This is a genomic window from Rhodococcus sp. 24CO (assembly GCF_050586165.1).
In the GTDB taxonomy this organism is placed as follows: domain Bacteria; phylum Actinomycetota; class Actinomycetes; order Mycobacteriales; family Mycobacteriaceae; genus Rhodococcus_F.
This window is the reverse complement of sequence record NZ_JAZFNF010000009.1, coordinates 233,195-251,374: the sequence shown is the minus strand read 5'-3', so window position 1 is coordinate 251,374 and position 18,180 is coordinate 233,195. Positions and strand designations below refer to the sequence as shown.

At 63.6% G+C, this 18,180-nt stretch carries 18 protein-coding genes and 1 other RNA gene; 9 read left to right on the top strand and 10 right to left on the bottom strand.

Annotation, left to right across the window (positions count from 1 at the left end; translation table 11 throughout):
• Nucleotides 1-43 precede the first annotated feature (43 nt).
• Nucleotides 44-1,636 carry an alpha/beta hydrolase gene (locus tag V2B23_RS23545; protein WP_430952522.1) on the bottom strand — a complete coding sequence of 531 codons (1,593 nt, stop codon included), beginning with the start codon at nt 1,634-1,636 and terminating at the stop codon, nt 44-46.
• Nucleotides 1,637-1,832: 196 nt separating this feature from the next.
• Here V2B23_RS23545 and panB point away from each other — a divergent pair, with 196 nt between their 5' ends.
• The 3 genes from panB to pip are packed head-to-tail and all read left to right on the top strand — an operon-like array spanning nt 1,833 to nt 4,138.
• Nucleotides 1,833-2,678 (top strand): 3-methyl-2-oxobutanoate hydroxymethyltransferase, encoded by an 846-nt coding sequence (gene panB / locus V2B23_RS23540; RefSeq protein WP_430952521.1) that lies wholly within the window; start codon nt 1,833-1,835, stop codon nt 2,676-2,678.
• A gap of 54 nt (nt 2,679-2,732) precedes the next feature.
• A complete protein-coding gene (locus tag V2B23_RS23535) occupies nt 2,733-3,167 on the top strand; it encodes a hypothetical protein (protein ID WP_430952520.1) in 435 nt (144 codons plus the stop codon).
• Entirely contained in the window at nt 3,167-4,138 is a 972-nt protein-coding gene (pip, locus tag V2B23_RS23530; protein ID WP_430952519.1) for a prolyl aminopeptidase, read from the top strand. The genes V2B23_RS23535 and pip overlap by 1 nt, the downstream gene beginning before the upstream one ends.
• 7 nt (nt 4,139-4,145) lie before the next feature.
• On the opposite strand, the gene V2B23_RS23525 is transcribed toward pip, so the two are convergent.
• From V2B23_RS23525 to rnpB, 3 genes are all read right to left on the bottom strand, one after another.
• Nucleotides 4,146-5,597 (bottom strand): RNB domain-containing ribonuclease, encoded by a 1,452-nt coding sequence (locus V2B23_RS23525; RefSeq protein ID WP_430952518.1) that lies wholly within the window; start codon nt 5,595-5,597, stop codon nt 4,146-4,148.
• Between the two features lie 9 nt (nt 5,598-5,606).
• Nucleotides 5,607-5,792, bottom strand: coding sequence for a hypothetical protein (locus tag V2B23_RS23520; RefSeq protein ID WP_033233133.1), 186 nt, complete (start codon nt 5,790-5,792; stop codon nt 5,607-5,609).
• 335 nt (nt 5,793-6,127) lie between these two features.
• Nucleotides 6,128-6,541, bottom strand: an RNA gene (gene rnpB / locus V2B23_RS23515) — RNase P RNA component class A.
• 54 nt (nt 6,542-6,595) lie between these two features.
• Between rnpB and V2B23_RS23510 the strand changes: the two genes are divergently transcribed.
• Both V2B23_RS23510 and V2B23_RS23505 read left to right on the top strand, forming a co-directional pair.
• Entirely contained in the window at nt 6,596-7,123 is a 528-nt protein-coding gene (locus tag V2B23_RS23510) for a DUF1697 domain-containing protein (protein ID WP_430952517.1), read from the top strand.
• Nucleotides 7,120-8,355, top strand: a complete 1,236-nt coding sequence (locus V2B23_RS23505) for an SLC13 family permease (RefSeq protein ID WP_430952516.1) — start codon at nt 7,120-7,122, stop codon at nt 8,353-8,355. The genes V2B23_RS23510 and V2B23_RS23505 overlap by 4 nt, the downstream gene beginning before the upstream one ends.
• On the opposite strand, the gene V2B23_RS23500 is transcribed toward V2B23_RS23505, so the two are convergent.
• From V2B23_RS23500 to cobC, 4 genes are all read right to left on the bottom strand, one after another.
• Nucleotides 8,356-9,519 carry a bifunctional RNase H/acid phosphatase gene (locus V2B23_RS23500; RefSeq protein WP_430952515.1) on the bottom strand — a complete coding sequence of 388 codons (1,164 nt, stop codon included), beginning with the start codon at nt 9,517-9,519 and terminating at the stop codon, nt 8,356-8,358.
• On the bottom strand, nt 9,516-10,253 hold the full coding sequence (locus tag V2B23_RS23495; RefSeq protein WP_430952514.1) for a zinc ribbon domain-containing protein: 738 nt from the start codon (nt 10,251-10,253) through the stop codon (nt 9,516-9,518). The genes V2B23_RS23500 and V2B23_RS23495 overlap by 4 nt, the downstream gene beginning before the upstream one ends.
• A gap of 80 nt (nt 10,254-10,333) precedes the next feature.
• Nucleotides 10,334-11,464, bottom strand: coding sequence for a Nif3-like dinuclear metal center hexameric protein (locus V2B23_RS23490; RefSeq protein WP_430952513.1), 1,131 nt, complete (start codon nt 11,462-11,464; stop codon nt 10,334-10,336).
• Complete coding sequence (gene cobC / locus V2B23_RS23485) at nt 11,461-12,510, bottom strand: Rv2231c family pyridoxal phosphate-dependent protein CobC (protein WP_430952512.1); 1,050 nt, start codon at nt 12,508-12,510, stop codon at nt 11,461-11,463. Before cobC ends, V2B23_RS23490 begins: the two co-directional genes overlap by 4 nt.
• Before the next feature lie 56 nt (nt 12,511-12,566).
• On the opposite strand from cobC, the gene V2B23_RS23480 reads away from it, so the two are divergent.
• Genes V2B23_RS23480 through V2B23_RS23470 form a run of 3 tightly spaced genes read left to right on the top strand, consistent with a single transcriptional unit; the run spans nt 12,567 to nt 14,672 of the window.
• Nucleotides 12,567-13,253 carry an HAD-IA family hydrolase gene (locus tag V2B23_RS23480; RefSeq protein WP_430952511.1) on the top strand — a complete coding sequence of 229 codons (687 nt, stop codon included), beginning with the start codon at nt 12,567-12,569 and terminating at the stop codon, nt 13,251-13,253.
• Complete coding sequence (locus V2B23_RS23475; RefSeq protein ID WP_430952510.1) at nt 13,240-13,716, top strand: low molecular weight protein-tyrosine-phosphatase; 477 nt, start codon at nt 13,240-13,242, stop codon at nt 13,714-13,716. Before V2B23_RS23480 ends, V2B23_RS23475 begins: the two co-directional genes overlap by 14 nt.
• A 50-nt stretch (nt 13,717-13,766) precedes the next feature.
• Nucleotides 13,767-14,672, top strand: coding sequence for an SURF1 family cytochrome oxidase biogenesis protein (locus V2B23_RS23470; RefSeq protein WP_430952509.1), 906 nt, complete (start codon nt 13,767-13,769; stop codon nt 14,670-14,672).
• On the opposite strand, the gene V2B23_RS23465 is transcribed toward V2B23_RS23470, so the two are convergent.
• Entirely contained in the window at nt 14,613-15,617 is a 1,005-nt protein-coding gene (locus tag V2B23_RS23465; RefSeq protein ID WP_430952508.1) for a cobalamin biosynthesis protein, read from the bottom strand. The genes V2B23_RS23470 and V2B23_RS23465 overlap by 60 nt on opposite strands.
• 34 nt (nt 15,618-15,651) lie before the next feature.
• Nucleotides 15,652-16,707, bottom strand: a complete 1,056-nt coding sequence (locus V2B23_RS23460) for a type III polyketide synthase (protein ID WP_430952507.1) — start codon at nt 16,705-16,707, stop codon at nt 15,652-15,654.
• A 151-nt stretch (nt 16,708-16,858) separates the two neighbouring features.
• Between V2B23_RS23460 and V2B23_RS23455 the strand changes: the two genes are divergently transcribed.
• Nucleotides 16,859-18,172, top strand: coding sequence for a glycosyltransferase (locus tag V2B23_RS23455; protein WP_430952506.1), 1,314 nt, complete (start codon nt 16,859-16,861; stop codon nt 18,170-18,172).
• The last annotated feature ends 8 nt before the right edge of the window (nt 18,173-18,180 follow it).

The window sequence follows — 18,180 nt, the reverse complement described above, 5'->3', positions numbered from 1 at the left end:
ATACGTCACTCTCACATAGCCCCTGCATGCGGGCCTACAGGCACTAACATGTCAGGCCGTCCTCCGGGACCTTCAGGTAGACGAGGTAGTCGACGACCGCGTCGTCAACGCACGATTCGCCGTCCAGAGCAACGGTGTGTTGTGTTCCCTCGAACGTGATGAGCGCGGCCCCGAGTTGCTTCGCGAGGTCCACGCCGGCCTGATACGGAGTGGCCGGATCCTGCGTCGTCGACACGACGACCAGCGTCGGGAGGCCCGCGTCGGCCAGGGCCTGCGGATCGAGCTCATGCGGACTGCCGGTCGCCGGAACCGGCCAGAACGCACACAGATCCAGCGGCGCCTGACCGGTGCCTCGGCCGTCGTCGAGGAACGGCGCGGCCTCGCGATACCTGGTGTCGGCCTCGCCCGCTTCTGCTCGGTCAGTTGTGGCGGGATCGTCGACGCACCGAATGGCATTGAACGCGTCGTTGATATTGGAATACGTGCCGTCGTCGTTTCGCCCCTCGTACTGGTCGGCCAAACTCAACAACGCATCACCCCGGCCATCCGCCAGTCCGGACAAACCCATGCGCAACGTCGTCCACAACTGCTGTGAATACAGCGCCTGCTGCACACCGGTGATCGCGTCCTCGTAACTGAGTCCGCGCGGATCCGTGGTGTCAGCAGGATTGTCGATCAGCGGTTCCAGCAACGCTTGGAAACGCTCCCGCGCCTGTGCCGGATCACTTCCGAGCGGGCAGTCCCGCTGGGACACACAGTCGGCGACAAAGGCGTCGAACGCGACCTGGAAGCCCTTTCCTTGCAGCACAACTTCGTCGACGACGTCCTGATTCGGATCCAATGCGCCGTCGAGCACCATTGCCCGAACGTTCTGCGGGAAGGTTTCGGCGTAGGTCGAACCGATTCGCGTCCCGTACGAGAACCCGAGGAAGTTCAACTCGGGATCACCGAGCACACCGCGAATCACGTCCATGTCGCGCACCACTTCATAGGTTCCGACGTGTGCGAGGAACTCGGTTCCGGTGTTCGCCACGCACGCGGCGGCGTAGTCCTTGCTGTCCTGCTCGGCGTCGGCAATCGCTTCGGGAGTCATGTCGATGTCGACATCTGCACGCTCGGCATCGAACTCCGCCGGCGTCAGACAGCGCACCTGAGGCGTCGACGCACCCACGCCGCGCGGATCGAACCCGATCCGGTCGAAGCGCTCCGCGAGCTGTGTCCTGGAGCCTTGGGTTGCCATCGCCAACCCTGATGCACCCGGTCCACCTGGGTTGATCAGGAGCGATCCGATTCGATCCCCCGTTGCCGCCGCTCGCGAGATGACAACCTGCGCGGTGTCTCCGGTCGGATCCGCGTAGTCGATGGGAACCGTCACCGCGGCGCAGTCGACCGAACTACTCAGCGGCGAATCACCCCGAGTGGCAAATCGTTCACACGAGCCCCAATCAAGGGTCTGCTCGTAGAACTTTTCCAACCCTGCCGGAACAGAAGCGGGTACCGCGGACGGTGCGGACCCCGAAGAATCGGCGGACTCCGGTGAGGGATTGCCACCGTCGGCAACAGTGCAACCGGCAACCAACAGGAGAGCAGCGACGCTTGCGGTACACACACCGGAGAGGCGAACGAACTTCGACATACCGTCGATGGTGCCAGGAAACAGCGGTTACCAGCCATTCGCTACTTCGGCTCGCCGCACGCCGATGTGACACATCGCACCAGGTTTTGCTATTCGCACCGACGGATTCCGGTGGCAGACTGATCGTGTCATCACCCACACCCGGGGACCCGACGGCAATCAATGCCCAAGGCCTCGAGGCACGAAAGGGACAACGATGTCCGAGACACCTCTGTACGGTTCCGCAGCTGCTACCCCGGCTGCTCCTATGCGCAAGACCCGCGTCCATCACCTCGCCGAGATGAAGCAGAACGGCGAACGTTGGTCGATGCTCACGGCTTACGACTACTCGACGGCCCGAATCTTCGAAGAAGCCGGCATTCCGGTTCTCCTCGTCGGCGATTCCGCCGCCAATGTCGTCTACGGCTACGACACGACGGTGCCGATCACCGTCGACGAACTTCTCCCGCTGGTTCGCGGTGTCGTTCGCGGCGCACCCCACGCACTGGTTGTTGCCGATCTCCCGTTCGGCACCTATGAAGCCTCCGCCGAACAGGCTCTGGCAACTGCCACCCGCTTCATGAAAGAGGGCCTCGCCCACGCCGTGAAGCTCGAGGGCGGCGAGCGGATGACCAAGCAGATTGCCGCTATCACCTCTGCCGGCATTCCCGTCATGGCACACGTCGGTTTCACCCCGCAGAGCGTCAACTCGCTCGGCGGATTCCGCGTCCAGGGTCGCGGCGACGCCGCCGAGCAACTTGTGGCAGACGCCATTGCGGTCCAGGAAGCCGGCGCTTTCTCGGTCGTCATGGAAATGGTCCCGGCAGAGATCGCGGGCCAGGTCAGCCGCAAACTCACCATCCCCACCGTCGGCATCGGGGCGGGCAACGAGTGCGACGCTCAGGTACTCGTCTGGCAGGACATGGCCGGTTACACGAGCGGTAAGACAGCCAAGTTCGTCAAGCGTTTCGGTAACGTCGGTGACGAACTGCGCTCCGCGGCCGCAGCCTATGCATCAGAAGTTCGCACAGGCGCCTTCCCGGCCGTCGAGCACAGTTTCTGATCCGAGACCGGCGAACGCCGCCTGTCTCTCGAATGGAAATTCAGGGGTGCGTTCATGATCGGTAACCGTCGTCATTTCACAGCTGCCGTTGTCGGTTCGGCCGCTCTAGTGACGGTTCTGAGCGGATGCGCGGGAGGGACCACAACCTCTCCCGCGCCCAGCTCGGCCACACCGACCACATCAGCAGCGGCGGCGACCACGACCGCCGCCGCAGCGGGCACGTTCACCGAAGCGCAGGTGCAGCAGCTGTGCTCGGATATGGAAGCCGAACTCCAGAATTGGCGAACAGTCACCCCGACGCTCGGCAAGGGCGCGCTCAACCTCCTAATCGGGTCTTGGGCGAGCCAGAACGGCATCAACCTGATCGACCTCGCATCTCACCGTGATCGCGTCGACACTGCGATGGCTGCCACGTGCCCGGAAATCCGGGACGGTGCGCTTTACGCGCTGGAGATCCCCGACCTCGCCTCGGGCATGGTCGGTTTCTGATGACCGAAACCGGTGAGCTCCGCGAACTCTATCCCCCGATCGAGCCGTACACGTCCGCCTTTCTCGACGTGGGCGACGGCCAGAACATGTACTGGGAGATCAGCGGAAACCCCGACGGCAAACCCGTCGTGTTCCTGCACGGCGGCCCCGGCGGTGGGACACACCCGTCGCTGCGGCAGTTCTTCGATCCGGCGGCGTACCGAATTATTCTTCTCGACCAGCGTGGATGCGGTCGGTCCACGCCGCACGTCGCCGACGGCGCCGATCTGTCGGTGAACACCACCGACAAGCTGCTGCACGACATCGAAGCCCTACGCGAACATCTCGGTATCGAGAAGTGGATGGTGTTCGGCGGGTCGTGGGGATCGACTCTCGCACTGGCCTACGCCGAAACCTTCCCGACTCGGGTCACCGAACTCGTGCTGCGCGGGATCTTCCTCCTGCGCCGAAGCGAAATCGACTGGTACTACAACGGCGGAGCGGGTCATATGTTCCCCGAACGCTGGGCCCAGTTCCTCGAACCGATACCCGAGGACGAGCGCGGCGATGACCTGGTTGCGGTCTATCACCGCCTCCTGCACTCCGACGACGCCGATGTGGCAGAGCGCGCCGCTATCGCCTGGTCCGCGTGGGAGGGTTCGACAAGCTTCCTGATCCCGAAACCGGAGAAGGTCGAGGAGAACTCCGAAGTACGCTTTGCGCTGGCCTTCGCGAGGATCGAGAACCACTACTTCGTCAACGCCGGCTTCTTCGACGAAGCTCAACTGCTGACGAAGAGTTCGGCCCTGCACGGCATTCCCGGAACCATCGTGCAAGGCCGCTACGACGTCGTCTGCCCCGCCACCAGCGCCTGGGACCTGCACAATGCCTGGCCGGAGTCGAAGCTCGTCATCGTCGACGACGCGGGTCATTCCGCGATGGAACCCGGCATCACCCATCACCTGCTCGAGGCAACAGACTCCTACCGGTAACTCGGCGCTACGCCGGGAAGCTGAACTCCACCGTTCGCTTAGCCGTGTCGACGGCGGTGAGCCGCACCTTCACCCGCTCACCGTCGTCGGGAGTGCCAACACACTTGGCGATCACGGTCACCGACGGAATGAACACCTCGGCCGCGCGCTTGCCGTCCTTGGATCGCATCACCACAGCGTCGAACACCTCGCCGACGCGGCCCTCGAGCAACGTCACCTCGGTCAGATCGATGCATGCCCGATCCACCTTGTTCGCGACGGAATCCGATCCGCTCATGATCGGCGGCAATTCCGGCAACGCAGTCCGTACCCAATCCGGTACGGGCGTACCAGCGCTGATCGCCAGACATATCTCGGTACTGAATCGATCGGACAGCCGGCGCAGCGGAGCAGTCACGTGAGCGTAGGGCGCGCCGATGCCCGCATGCACTGTCAGATCGGGCAATTGGCCGTCGAACGCCGCATAGTCGGCGCCACGCAGCAAAGACGGCGCTACCGACATCAAGGCCATCGTGGACGGCTCCTGCGCGTCGAGTCCGGCAAGAATCTGCCCCACCGACTTGCCCGGCGGCCATGTAATACCCAGTGCAACCGCAGTTCTCCGCAACGTGTCCACTGCCGATTGCTCGGCCGGTGGCAACGTCCGCAACAATCCGACACCTGCGTCGATCATCATCCGGCCGGCGCACATACCGGTCAGCAGCGACACTTCGGCATTCCAGTCGTCGGCCTCCGTGCGAGGTTCCAACACAATTCGCCACCGACCGGATTCGTCGGGTCCGGCCTCTTCCCGCACCACGGACTGCTCCGGCAGCTTCAACTCGATGGCGCCGCGGGCTACCGCCGAGTCACCGCGGAGACGGCCGAATTCCGGGAGCGCCGCGATCGAGGGGTGCAAGGTGCCGGCATCGGCGTCGGCCTGAACCGTCGAATAGTCCAGACGCGCCACGGATTTCACGAGAGCTCGGGTGACAGTCCACGACGTCGGCTCGGCGTTGACGTCGAGTTCGATTCGCCAGAGTGCAGCCGGACGGACCACATGCGGCAACAGGCTGGCCGAACCTTCCGACAGCGCACGTGGATGCAGGGGTACGGAACCGTCCGGGAGATAAAAGGTTTGGCCCCGCCCCCGGGTTTCGATGTCGAGCGCGGCGCCCGGAACCACCACCGCGGCAACGTCCGCGATGGCGTAGTGGACAACAAAGCCGTCCGCCGACTTCTCCAGATGCACTGCCTGATCGAGATCCATCGATCCGGGCGGATCGATGGTGACAAACTCGATGTGCGTGGCATCGAGTCGGCCGTCGGCATGCCGGTCTCTCGCGTTGTCCGCCTCGCTCTGCGCCGCACTGCCGAACGCGTCGGGCAGTGAAAACTCAGCCCGAATCGTCCCGAAGTCGATTCCCTGCACCGTTATTCGACCTACGGGCACGCGTCCTCCACCTTCGATTCGGCGCATAAACCGAACTCAGTTGTTCCAGTCGTCGTCGGCCCGATCAGCGGCTTTGTTGCGTTCCGCGGCGATCTGCAGTGCATGCTCTGCCGACTCCCGATCAGGGTACGGCCCCATTCGCGTCAAAGATGAGGGACCCTTGCCTTGAGAGACAGAACCATCGGACACATCGAAGTACCAGAGTCGATCTTCATCAGTCATGAATACAGTGTGGCATTTCAGTGGGAGTCAGGCTTGTAGATCGCTGTGAGACTGCTATTCTTTCGACTTGGCCTGGCAGGTGAAAACCGGACAATCGAACGGTGAGTTCTGCTTGATCGCCCTCGACAAGCTACGAACAGAAATTGGAGCGCGCAATGTCCGCAATTCTTTACGATTACCTCCTCCCGCTCATGGGCCATGACGCGGCAACCTACTGGGCGACCCTGTTGGTCATCAAGCCCATCTGATAACCGCCACACGAACTACGACATACAACCCCCGTCGGCCATGCCGACGGGGGTTGTATGCGCTTGCGAGGCCTTGAACAGTCAGGGCGAACGAGTTGGCGTATAAGCCGGATCCTGTCCTCGACACCGAAGTGACGAGTGGCGACCATCCATCTGGACACACCGTCGCCGGGTGCCTCACGCGGTTCACCCGCAAGCTCGGGCGAGCAGCCCTCGAACACTTGCGCAGCCGCACCGCACGCGATGCAACCTTCAACCTTGCTCCGGGCGGGGTTTACCTAGCCACCCCGGTCACCCGGGGCGCTGGTGCGCTCTTACCGCACCGTTTCACCCTTACCTGCCCCGAAAGGCAGGCGGTCTGTTTTCTGTGGCACTGTCCCGCGAGTTGCCTCGGGTTGCCGTTAACAACCGCCCTGCTCTGTGGAGTCCGGACTTTCCTCGACTCGGGGCCTGTGCGCACTACGCGCTGGTTCCCTGATCCGCGGCCGCCCGGCCAACTCGTCCGCCCCAGTAGGTTACCGGGTGGCTGTCGGTGACCCGAACTATGGTCGCTGTATGACTCGGTACGTGGCCCTGCTACGCGGCATCAATGTCGGCGGAATCAACATCAAGATGGTGGACCTTGCGCGCGTCTTCACAGATCTCGGATTCGAGCGTGTGAAAACTGTCCTGGCGTCAGGCAATGTCCTCTTCGACAGCACCAGTGCCGATGTGCCCGCGCTGAAGAAAACCATCGAAACCGCCCTCAACCGCGAATTCGGGTACGAAGCCTGGGTGTTCGTGCTCGACACCGCAGCACTGCAAGCCATCGTCGACGGATATCCCTTCGACCCCGAGCACGAAGGGTGGCATGCGTACGCGATGATCGCGTCGGAGCCGTCGGTGCTCGCGGAACTGGCCGAATCGGCCGCGGGGCTCGACCCGGCAGTCGAACAGGTCGCCCCGGGTGACGGCGTTCTGTACTGGGAGGTCGAGAAAGGCATGACCGTCAAGAGCGCCTTCGGCAAGAACACCGGCAAACCGAAGTTCAAGGCGTACACCACCACCCGCAATCTGAACACGCTCCACAAGCTTCTGAAGTGACGCTGCTTCCGATCATTCTGGTCGGTGTTGTGCTCGTGTTCGCGATCGTTCGCCCACGCGGCCTACCCGAGATTGTCGCGGCCGGCCCCGCCGCGGTGGCTGTCGTTCTTGCCGGCGCGGTCACTGTCGGCGAGGCACGGGGCGAAGTGACAGCGATGGCGCCAACCGTCGTGTTCCTGGTGGCGGTGCTGATCCTTGCTCATGCCGCCGACGCTCTCGGTGTCTTCCACTGGGTCAGTCAGGTTCTGCGGCAAGGCTCGCGCCGCGATCCGCGACGCCTACTCACGTACGTCTTCGGCGCCGCGGCAGTGACAACCTCGGTACTGAGCCTCGATGCAACGGTTGTGCTGCTCACCCCGGCCGTGATCGTTGCCGCCAGATCCATCAACGCCAGCCCGCAGCCGAACTCGTATGCCGCTGCGCACCTCTCGAATTCGGCGTCGACCCTGCTGCCCGTCTCCAATCTGACCAATCTCATTGCGTTTTCGGCAACCGGACTGACCTTCCTGCACTTCACCGCCCTGATGGCGCTGCCGTGGATCGTGACGATCGTGATCGAGTACGTGATCTTTCGATGGTTCTTCCGATCGGAGCTGCGCGTGGACACAACCGACGGACCGGTTCAGGAAGTCCGTCACTCCCCCGCGCCGGTGCTGCCGTTGACTGTCATCGGCGCAACGCTGTTCGGCTTTGCCGCTTCGGGATTCGTCGGCATCGAACCGGCGTGGGTGGCCGTCGCCGGCGCGGCAGTGCTGTCGGTGATCGCACTGCGTCGCCGCAGAACCGACCTGAAGCGCATCGTCTACGCGGCCGATCTGTGGTTCTGCGCGTTTGTGCTGGTGCTCGGCGTTGTGGTGGCAGGGGTCGCACACGGGCCCGTGGGAGACGCTGTTGCACGGTTGCTGCCGTCGGATACCGGCTACGTCTCACTACTCGTGGTGGCAGGGGTCGCAGCGATCGCGTCGAACCTCGTGAACAACCTGCCGGCCACCTTGCTGATGATCGCGGCCCTTGGCCCCTCGGCCCCGACCGGCCTGATACTGGCCATGCTCATCGGGGTGAACCTCGGCCCTAATCTGACCTACGTCGGTTCACTCGCAACAATGCTGTGGCGGCGAGTGGCCACCAGCGTGGACGCTGCGCCCACGCTGGCAACCTTCACACTGCTCGGTCTAGCAACGACGCCGCTGACCCTTCTCGGGGCAGTCAGCGCGCTCTGGCTTGTTCTGTAGTCAGCGCAGGTGCGACGTGTCGTTCACGAGTCGCACCGATGCTCCCCCGTCGGGGTAGAACTCGGCAATGCTCAGCGACGCCAAATCCAGGTGCAGGCGATACAGCAACGACGGACCGGCGTCGAGCGCCAATTGCACGAACGTCTTGATCGGTGTCACATGTGAGACGACCAGTAGGGTCGACCCACCGTAGGTTGCGATCAGATCGTCACGTGCGGCAATCACCCGCTCGCGAACCTCGTCGAAGCTCTCACCGCCGGGCGGCTTCACCGACGTGTCGGACAACCACGCCGTGTGCAGTTCCGGATCACGCTGCGCCGCTTCACGAAACGTAAGCCCGTCCCACTCGCCGAAATCGGTTTCGATCAGACCTTTGTGCTCGATCACCGGCAAGCCGAGAACCCGCGCCGACTCCTCGGCTGTTTCGCGCGTGCGCCCGAGCGGAGACGAGACAACGGCGTCGATGCCGCCGCGACTGCCGAATCGTGCTGCTGCACCGGCTGCCTGGGCGCGCCCCAGTGCCGTGAGGATGGGGTTCCCCCGACCCGAGTACCGGCGATCGACCGACATCGCTGTCTGACCGTGACGCAGCAACAACATCCGCGTCGGCTTGCCCACGCTGGCAGTCCACCCGGGCGAACCGGCGATCTGCGGTTCGGACGAGGTCTCGGCGGGCGCGGTTCTCGGTGTGGACACCGGGACGGGTTCACTTGCGGTCTCGATACCTGCCGAGTCCATACCCGCAGTGTCCATGCCTGCAGCCGCGTCCATCGCCTCGTTTGCCAGTCGATCCGCGTGTGAGTTCTCCGCGCGCGGAATCCAGGTGTACGTCACGCTCGCGAACTGCGCCGCCAACTCTGCGGCCTTGCGCTGGAGCGGAATCATGTCCGGGTGCTTGACCTTCCAGCGACCGGACATCTGCTCGACCACCAGTTTGGAATCCATCCGAACATCAACGTCGGAAGCGCCGAGTTCACCCGCAGCGGTCAATCCCGCGATGAGCCCGCGATACTCCGCAACATTGTTGGTGGCGGTGCCGATGCTCTCCTTGCGTTCGGCCAGCACCGCGCGGGAGCTGTCGAACACGGCAGCGCCGTACCCCGCCGGACCTGGGTTTCCCCGCGATCCACCGTCGGCCTCGACGATGACTCGTGACAAACTCACAGACCGGACTCCTTGGTACGCACCATGATTGCGCCGCACTCGGGGCAGCGGACAACAATGTCGGACGCCGTGCCGGCAATGCGCGAGATCTCGCCGCGGTCGATTTCGATCCGGCAGGCACCGCAGCGGCGAGCCTGCAGCAGGGCTGCGCCCGGTCCGCCGAGAGTGCGTTGCTTTTCGTAGACCGCCAGGAAATCGGCGGGGAACTCGCCGACCAGACGCTCGCGGTCCGCGGCGCAGCGCTCCTGCGCCTTGTTCAGATCGGCCACGGCGTCGTCGCGACGACGCTTGGCGTCAACCAATTCGTCTTCCGCCTGTGACAGCTGTGCGCCGGCGTGATCGTAATCTGCCTGCAGCGCCTCACGCTGTTCCATGACCTCGAGCAACTCGTCTTCGAGCAGCCCCTGCCGACGCACCAGGCTGCCGAGTTCGTGTTCGAGTTCGGTGAGCTGCTTGGCAGCTACGTTGCCACTCTGCAAGAGAGTGCGGTCTTTGTCTTCGCGCTGACGGACAGCGTCGATTTCACCTTCGAGCTTGCGGATATCGCGATCGATGTCGTCGATCTGGATTTCGACGCCGACGGACGCGTCCTTGCGGCTGATGCGCTCAGCCTCGAGACGGTCCACTTCCTGCTGCTCGGGAAGCGCACCGCGTCGATGTGCGATCCGGGTGAGCTCCGCATCCACGCCGGCGAGGTCGAGAAGCTTGGCTTGCACCTGTGGTTGGACGTTCACGCTGTGTAACTCCTGCTGTATGTCCGGTGACGGGTCTGCTGTTGAAATGTTCGTGCAACCGTACCTTGATCGGTGGCCGCCTACGACGCACTCAGGCACCACGGATCGGTGCGGATGGTGCTGACTCGACTGTGCCACTCGGGAACGGACCCGAATGCGGCGTCGACCACCGACTTCGCCTGGGCGCACCAGGGATATTCACTGGCCCAGTGTGCAACGTCGACGAGCGCCGGTCCACCGGCCCGTAGGTGCTCGTCCGCCGGGTGATGCCGCAGGTCGGACGTCACATACGCGTCGACGCCCAGAGCGGACACCACACCGAGATACGAATCACCGGAACCGCCGCAGACCGCGACGGTGCGCACCATCGCGTCGGGGTCGCCGGCCGCACGAACGCCCCATTCCGTCGACGGCAGAGCCCCCGCGACTCGCGCGGTGAACTCGCGCAGCGTTTCGGCGTGCGGAAGCTCACCGATGCGGCCAAGGCCCAGAGAACTCGGGAACGTGGCCAGCTCGAACACGTCGAAAGCCGGCTCTTCGTAGGGGTGTGCGGTGCGCAGAGCGTCGAGTATCGCCGCGCGCTTGGTACGCGGCGCGATGACCTCGATCCGATCTTCCGAGACCTGCTCGAGAGCGCCGACAGTACCGATGGCCGGAGTTGCCTTGTCGCCGGGCAGGAATTGCCCGGTGCCGGTGACCGTCCAGCTGCACTCGCTGTAGTCGCCGATGCGGCCGGCGCCTGCCGCGAACAGCGCGTCCTGCACTGCGACGGTGCCCTCGATCGGCACCATGACCACCCACTTGTCCAGGGGCTGCGAGGGCTTCGGCTCGATCGGACGCAGCACGGTCAGGCCCAAGGCGTCCGCCAGAGCGTCGGAGACTCCGGGGTCGGCCGAATCGGCGTTGGTGTGCGCCGAGAACAAGGCACAACCCGCTTTGATCAGCTTGTGCACGAGGGCGCCCTTGGGCGTGTGCGCGCCGACTGTGTCTACTCCGCGCAGCAACAGCGGATGGTGCACAACCAGCAGGTCAGCGCCCGAGGCAATTGCGTCGTCGACCACGGATTCGGTGGGATCCACGGCAAAGACGACGCGGCTCACCGAATCGGCCGGATCGCCGCACACCAATCCGACGGAGTCCCACGACTCGGCCAGTGCCGGCGGGTAGGCGGCTTCGAGTACAGCTATGACGTCGGCGAGGGTTGTGCTCACAAGATCTCCTTCATCGCTTCGATCAGGATCGACACCTGATGCGGTGGGCGGACTGCCAACCGCAGATGATTCGGGCCGAGTCCGGGGAACGTATCGCACCGTCGAACAGCGATGCCGCGCTCGCGCAGGTGCAGGCGCATCGCTTCGCCGTCTGGAAGTTCGAGCAGAACAAAGGGCGCCGACGCGGGTTCGTGGACCGAAATACCGTGGACCGAGATACCGATCACGCGAAGCTCGCGGCACAACGACTCCCGATCACGGGTGATCGCAGTTGCCTTCGCCTGCGACTGCGCCACCGCCGATGGTTCACAACAGGCCCTGATCGCTTCGATCTGCAAGCTTCCGAGCGGCCAATGTGCCCGGCCTTCGGTGAGCCGCGTCAGTACGTCGGGCGCTCCGAGCGCGTAGCCGCAGCGCAATCCCGCCAGCGCCCACGTCTTGGTCAGACTGCGCAGCACCAGCACGTCCGGCAAAGACTGATCGGCGACGCTCTCGGTTTCACCGGGCACCGCGTCGCCGAAGGCCTCGTCCACGACCAGAATTCGGCCCGGCCGACGCAACGCCAGCACATCGTCTTTCGGATGCAGCACCGACGTCGGGTTGGTGGGGTTGCCCAGAACCACCAGATCGGCCGATTCGGGAACGTCCGCGTCGCGCAACAAATAGGGCGGTTCCAGGATCACCTGCGTCACGGGTACACCGGCTTCCCGCAGAGCCAATTCCGGTTCCGTGAACGACGGATGGATCAGCGCGGCCGATACCGAGCCGAGCCTGGGCAGCATCGCAAATCCCTCGGCCCCACCGGAGAGCAACAACACCTCGTCGGGCCGTCGGCCATGGCGCGCTGCGACGGTTTCCCTTGCCCGCAGTTCCGCGGCCGCCGACGGATACGAACCGAGGCTCGACAACTCGCGCGCCAGACGCTCCCGCAGCCACTCCGGTGGCCCGTCACCTTGCACGTTGACGGCAAAATCGAGAAGCCCCGGCTGCGCGTCGACGTCCCCGTGGTGACGCAAACTGTCCAGGTTGTCCGCTGCGATACTCACGGTGACGAGACTACGGGCGCGGACAGGGCTCCCCACGTGCGGGATAATGAGCTTCTGTGAGCTCACTTCCCCTCGACAGATTTCCCGTTGTCCTCTTCGACCTCGACGGAACCATCACCGATTCGGCCCCCGGAATCCATCGCGGGTTCCGTCATGCACTGGCCACCGTCGGCCGGCCCGAACCCACCGAGGAGATGCTCGCCGCAGTCATCGGCCCGCCCATGATCGACACCTTTCGTTCCATGGACATGCCCGCCGACGAGGTCGACGTAGCGATCAGCGCATACATCGAGCGTTACGACGCCGTCGGCTGGAGTGAAAACTCGGTCTTCGACGGTATGGACGACGTCCTGGCCAGGGCCAGCGCACACGGCACCCGCTTGGCGGTCGCGACGTCGAAGTCGGAGCGGTTTGCGATCCGCATCCTCGAGCACTTCGGCCTCGCCCACTATTTCGAGTTCATCGGCGGCGCCAGCGACGACGGTTCCCGGCGGGCCAAGCCAGACGTCATCGCTCACTCGTTGACCTCACTCGGGCTGACCCCGGTGAGCGCAGCCGACGGCGGCACTGCAGATGTGATCATGGTGGGCGATCGCGATCACGACGTTCTGGGAGCAGCCAAGTTCGGAATCCCCGCGCTGTTCGTCGAATGGGGTTACGGTCACGCATCCGAAGCGGACGGCGCCCATCAGTCGGTTGCGTCGACCACCGAACTGGGAGGACTACTCGATGGCCGGCACTAAGTCAGCACTGCACGTGACGTTTGTCTGCACCGGCAATATCTGCCGGTCTCCGATGGCTGAGAAGATCCTGCTCGGCCATCTGCAACGCGAAGGTCTCAGCGATCAGGTTCGGGTGACCAGTGCTGGTATCGACGGCTGGCACAGCGGTGAGGAAGCGGACTCACGAACCAACAAGATTCTCCTCGCGGCGAACTACCCGACCGGCCACAGCGCAGCTCAGGTCAACGACGACCATCTGTCGGCAGACCTGGTTGTACCCCTCGACACCGGCCACGATCGTGAGCTCGCTCACCTCGGAGTTCCGACGGAGCGACGTCGGCTGCTGCGTTCATTCGACCCCGACGCAGACGGGGATTCCGTGCCGGACCCTTACTACGGTGACTTCTCCGGATTCGAACTGGTCCAGGATCAGATCGAAGCGGCAATTCCGGACATCCTGGTCTGGATCCGCGAACGGCTGTAGGACGCGGAGCTGAATTCACTCAGTTCGGAAGAACGGATACCGTAGTAGTCGTGCGGAGACTCAAATTCTTGTTGCGGCCCGGTTGGTTGGTACTGGCAGCTGTGGTCGGCGTCTTCGCCTACATGTGCTTCACCGTGCTGGCGCCATGGCAGCTCGGAAAGAACACGTCCACCGAGTACCGCAACGATCTGATCTCCAATTCCATCAACGCGGAGACAGTGCCCATCGGCAATGTCATCACCGACGGCACCATCGCGCCGGCCGACGAGTGGCGAAACATCACGGCGACCGGGTCCTATGTCCCGGATGCCGACATCCTCGTCCGGCTTCAGTCCGTCGAGGGTGCACCGGCCTACGAGGTCTTGACTCCGTTCGCCCTCGAAGACGGCCGAACCATCCTCGTCAATCGCGGCTTCGTGCGGCCGATTACGGGTGCGCAAGCACCTCCGATTGCCGCACCGCCTACCGATCCCGTCACCTTGAACGGCCGGGTTCGTTTGTCGGAGGGCACCGCCCCTGGCCGAGTTCCGATGTTCGAAGACGGCGCGAAGCAGGTCTACTCCATCGACGCGGGCCCGATCGGCGAGTTCATCGGCACCGATCTCGTCAACGCGTACATCCAGCTCGAGCCCGACCAGCCCGGTGGACTCGGCACCATTGCGCTCCCCCAACTCGACGCCGGCCCGTATCTCTCGTACGGATTCCAGTGGCTCGCATTCGGCATCATGGCACCACTCGGACTGGCGTACTTCATCCGCGCGGAATGGCGGGAGCGGCGCAAGGAGAAGGAAGAGTCTGCCGATGCGAGCGCCGATACATCGGGCGACGACACGACTCCAGCGCCGACTCCGACCCCGGCCCGCACCATGGGGCGTCGCAAAAAGCCGGAGCCCGAGTCAGTTCCGCGAACGGCCAAGGAAGTCAAACTTGCCGACCGCTACGGCAACAACCGCTGACGTTATCGCGGCTCCGATCTGAACTATCGAGGACAGCCTCGACGCCCGGCGCAAATCCGTCGGCGTCGGGGCTGGTCCGTTTCCGAGCACCGGACGCATTTCGACGCCGTACGAGTACTGCGTGCGTCCCCCGAGCGAAATACCCAAGGCTCCCGCAGCGGTGGCCTCGGCCACGCCGGCATTGGGACTCGGATGCGCCGACGCGTCACGACGCCACGCGGACAGAGACTCGCGCGGCGAACCGCCGACCAACGGTGCCGACGCGGCCGTGATGACACCCGTCAATCGGGCCGGCACAAGATTGACCAGATCGTCGAACTTGGCTGCAGCCCATCCGAAGTTCCGGTACTTCTCGGAGCGGTAACCGATCATCGCGTCCAACGTGTTTGCGGCGCGGTAGACGAACAAGCCCGGGATACCGAGAACGGCACCCCACAGCAGAGCCCCCACTGTCGCGTCTGACGTATTCTCGGCCACCGATTCCAGGGCCGCTCGGGTGAGGCCCTCCTCGTCCAGGACCGACGGATCGCGTCCGCACAGCGACGGGAGTAGGTCACGTGCGGTGGTGAGATCCCCACTTCGCCGCGATTCCTCGAGCCGCACCGCCATGTCGTTTCCGGTCCGCGCGAGCGACGTCCCGCCGAGCACCGCCCACGTTGCCGCAGCCATGACACCGGTGTGGGCGAGCCACCCGCCGCGTCGAGCAACGCCCTCGGAGACCAGTCCGAGCGCCCCCACTCCGGTCAGCAACACCGTTACGTGCACGGTGCCCGCAACCTTGCTGTCGGAGTAGGAAACCCGCTGCAGAGCAATCGCACTCGTACCGAAACCGGCGACGGGATGAAACCTCGCGGGGTCGGCAAAGTACCGGTCAGCGGCAAAGCCGAGGAGCAGGCCCGCGGCGCGAGCAGTGACAGGATGACGGTTCTTGGACGCGTTGAGCACAGAACAGTTCTACCCGCGCCCGCTGCCGTCAGGTTCAGACGGCCTGGAACCGCATGGTTTCCGCGGTCAGTCCCGGACCGAATGCCATCGCACAACCGGCCTTCCCGCTGTGCTCGCCGTTCTTGTTCTGCTCCATCATCTCCGCCAGCACGAAGAGCACGGTGGCCGAAGACATGTTTCCGTAGTCGTTGAGGATCTTTCGTGATGCGGCCAGATCAGTCGGCGCCAACTCCAGCGACATTTCGACGGCATCGAGTACGGACCGACCGCCGGGGTGCACAGCCCACAAACCGATGTCACTCTTGTCTGCACCGGCAAGGATCAGCTTCATGCTTTCATCGTCCAAAGCGCGCGAGAGGGTGCCGGGAACCTTGCCGGACAACACCATGTCGAAGCCGAGCTCACCGATTCTCCACGTGATCAGTTCTGCGGAATCGGGAACCATCACTGCCTGGAACGAATTCATCGCGAGGCCTTCGGACTCGGCGGAGATCAGGACGGCGGCACAGCCGTCGCCGAACACGAGGAACGAGAGCATCGTCTCGAGATCCTCGGACTTCTGCAGATGCAGCGAGCAGAGTTCGGTGCTGACAACCAGTACCCGCGCATTCGGCTCCGAACGGACGATGTGATGCGCCAGCTTGAGTCCGTTGATACCGGCGAAGCAGCCCATGAAACCGATCTGCGTTCGCTCGACGGACGGGCTGATCCCACACTGTTTGATGATCTCGAAGTCGATTCCCGGAGAATAGAATCCGGTACACGTGATGACGATCAAATGGGTGACCTCGGAGGCGCGGTCACCCAGATTCAGTCCGTTCACGGCGCGCACGGCCAGTGCCGGTGCGGTGCGCTCGAACTCGATCATGCGCGTTTCGGTGTTGATGCCGTTGGGGTCGCCGCTGTAAAAGTCGTCAACCGAACTGATCCCGGAGTAACGGTGCGAAATCTGCGCCCGATCGGCCATACGACGGAACAGCAACTGCTTCCGCCGAAGAGTGAACGAACTATCTGCGAACTCCACGAAGGCGTCGTGTATGTCATGCTCTGGCACGACCGTCGAGATCTTGTTGATGTAGGCGGTAGTCATGTCGAGCCTCCGAGGCACTTGGTTGAAGCTTCTACAGTGTGCAGAATTCAGATGAAATCACATCGGAGAACAAAACGGGGACCTACGTGGATCGGCGGACGCTCAAGTCTCACAATGCATCCGAGACAGATATTCAGAAACAAGGAGACCGGTGAGTTCGATATTGCTCTGCAGCGCACCACTGACAGGCCACGTCGTTCCGATGCTCGCAGTCGGAAAAGCTCTGATCGAAACGGGCCACTCCGTATCGATACTGACGGGCCGGAAGTTCTCGCAGCGGGCAGCCGCAGCGGGCATCACACATATCGCCCTGCCTCCTGAATGCGATTTCGACGAGCACAACATGGAAGCCGCGTTCCCCGGACGCGCACGTCGACCCGGACCACTTCGCTCCCGTTTCGACCTCGAGAGAATCTTTGTCGCAGCCATGTCCGCGCAGTTCAAGGCCGTTGAACGCATCATCGAATCAGCACCTGTCGACGCAATCGCCGCCGAGAATTTGTTCATGGGACTGATCCCGCTCCTGAGCAGATCACCCGCTTCGCGGCCGCGCGTATTTGCAGTCTGCACATCGCCTCTCATGTGCACAAGCATCGACACCGCACCGTTCGGGCCAGGGTTTCCGCCGTCGTCGACCCGCGCCGGGCGCATCCGCAACCAGGCGCTCAACACCGCTTTCGAGCATGGAATTCTGCGCGCCGCACAGTCGTCCGCCGACAGCCAACACCAACACCTGACCGGCGCACCGATCCCGGATTTTGTTCTGAACTGGCCACTGCTCGCCGATGAAACATTTGTGCTGACCACCGAATCCTTCGAGTATCAGCGCAGCGATCGTGACCACCGATTGACGTTCAGCGGACCGATTCTCTCGACATCGAGCAGCGATTTCACGCCACCTACCTGGTGGAACGACCTCGACGGAGACCGCCCGGTGGTACTCGTCACACAAGGAACCCTCGACAACGGTGATCTGAATCGATTGATGGAACCCACAATTCGCGGCCTGGCCGATCAGGACGTACTTGTGGTCGCCACAACGGGTGGCCGCCCGATCGCCGACGTGTCGGCCACCGCCGAGAACCTCCGCGTCGCGGAGTTCCTCCCCTACGATCAACTTCTTCCCAAGGTCGACGTCATGGTCACCAACGGAGGCTGGGGCGGTGTGCACTACGCCCTCGCCCACGGCGTCCCCTTGGTAGTTGCCGGAACCACCGAGGACAAAGCCGAAATCTGCCGCCGTGTGGAGATATCCGGGACAGGCATCAACCTGCGACGCGGCACCCCACGAGCGCAAGCCATCGCCACAGCCGTTCGGCGCGTCCTGGATAACAACGCGTTCCGCACGCGCGCGCAGGAATTGCAACGAGATCTCTCCGAGCTATCGGCCAGCACGACCATCGCGGCGACCATTGCGGGGGCGTCCGAAAACGTAACTCCCCCATCTGGTTCACAATTGCACTAATCTTCGCC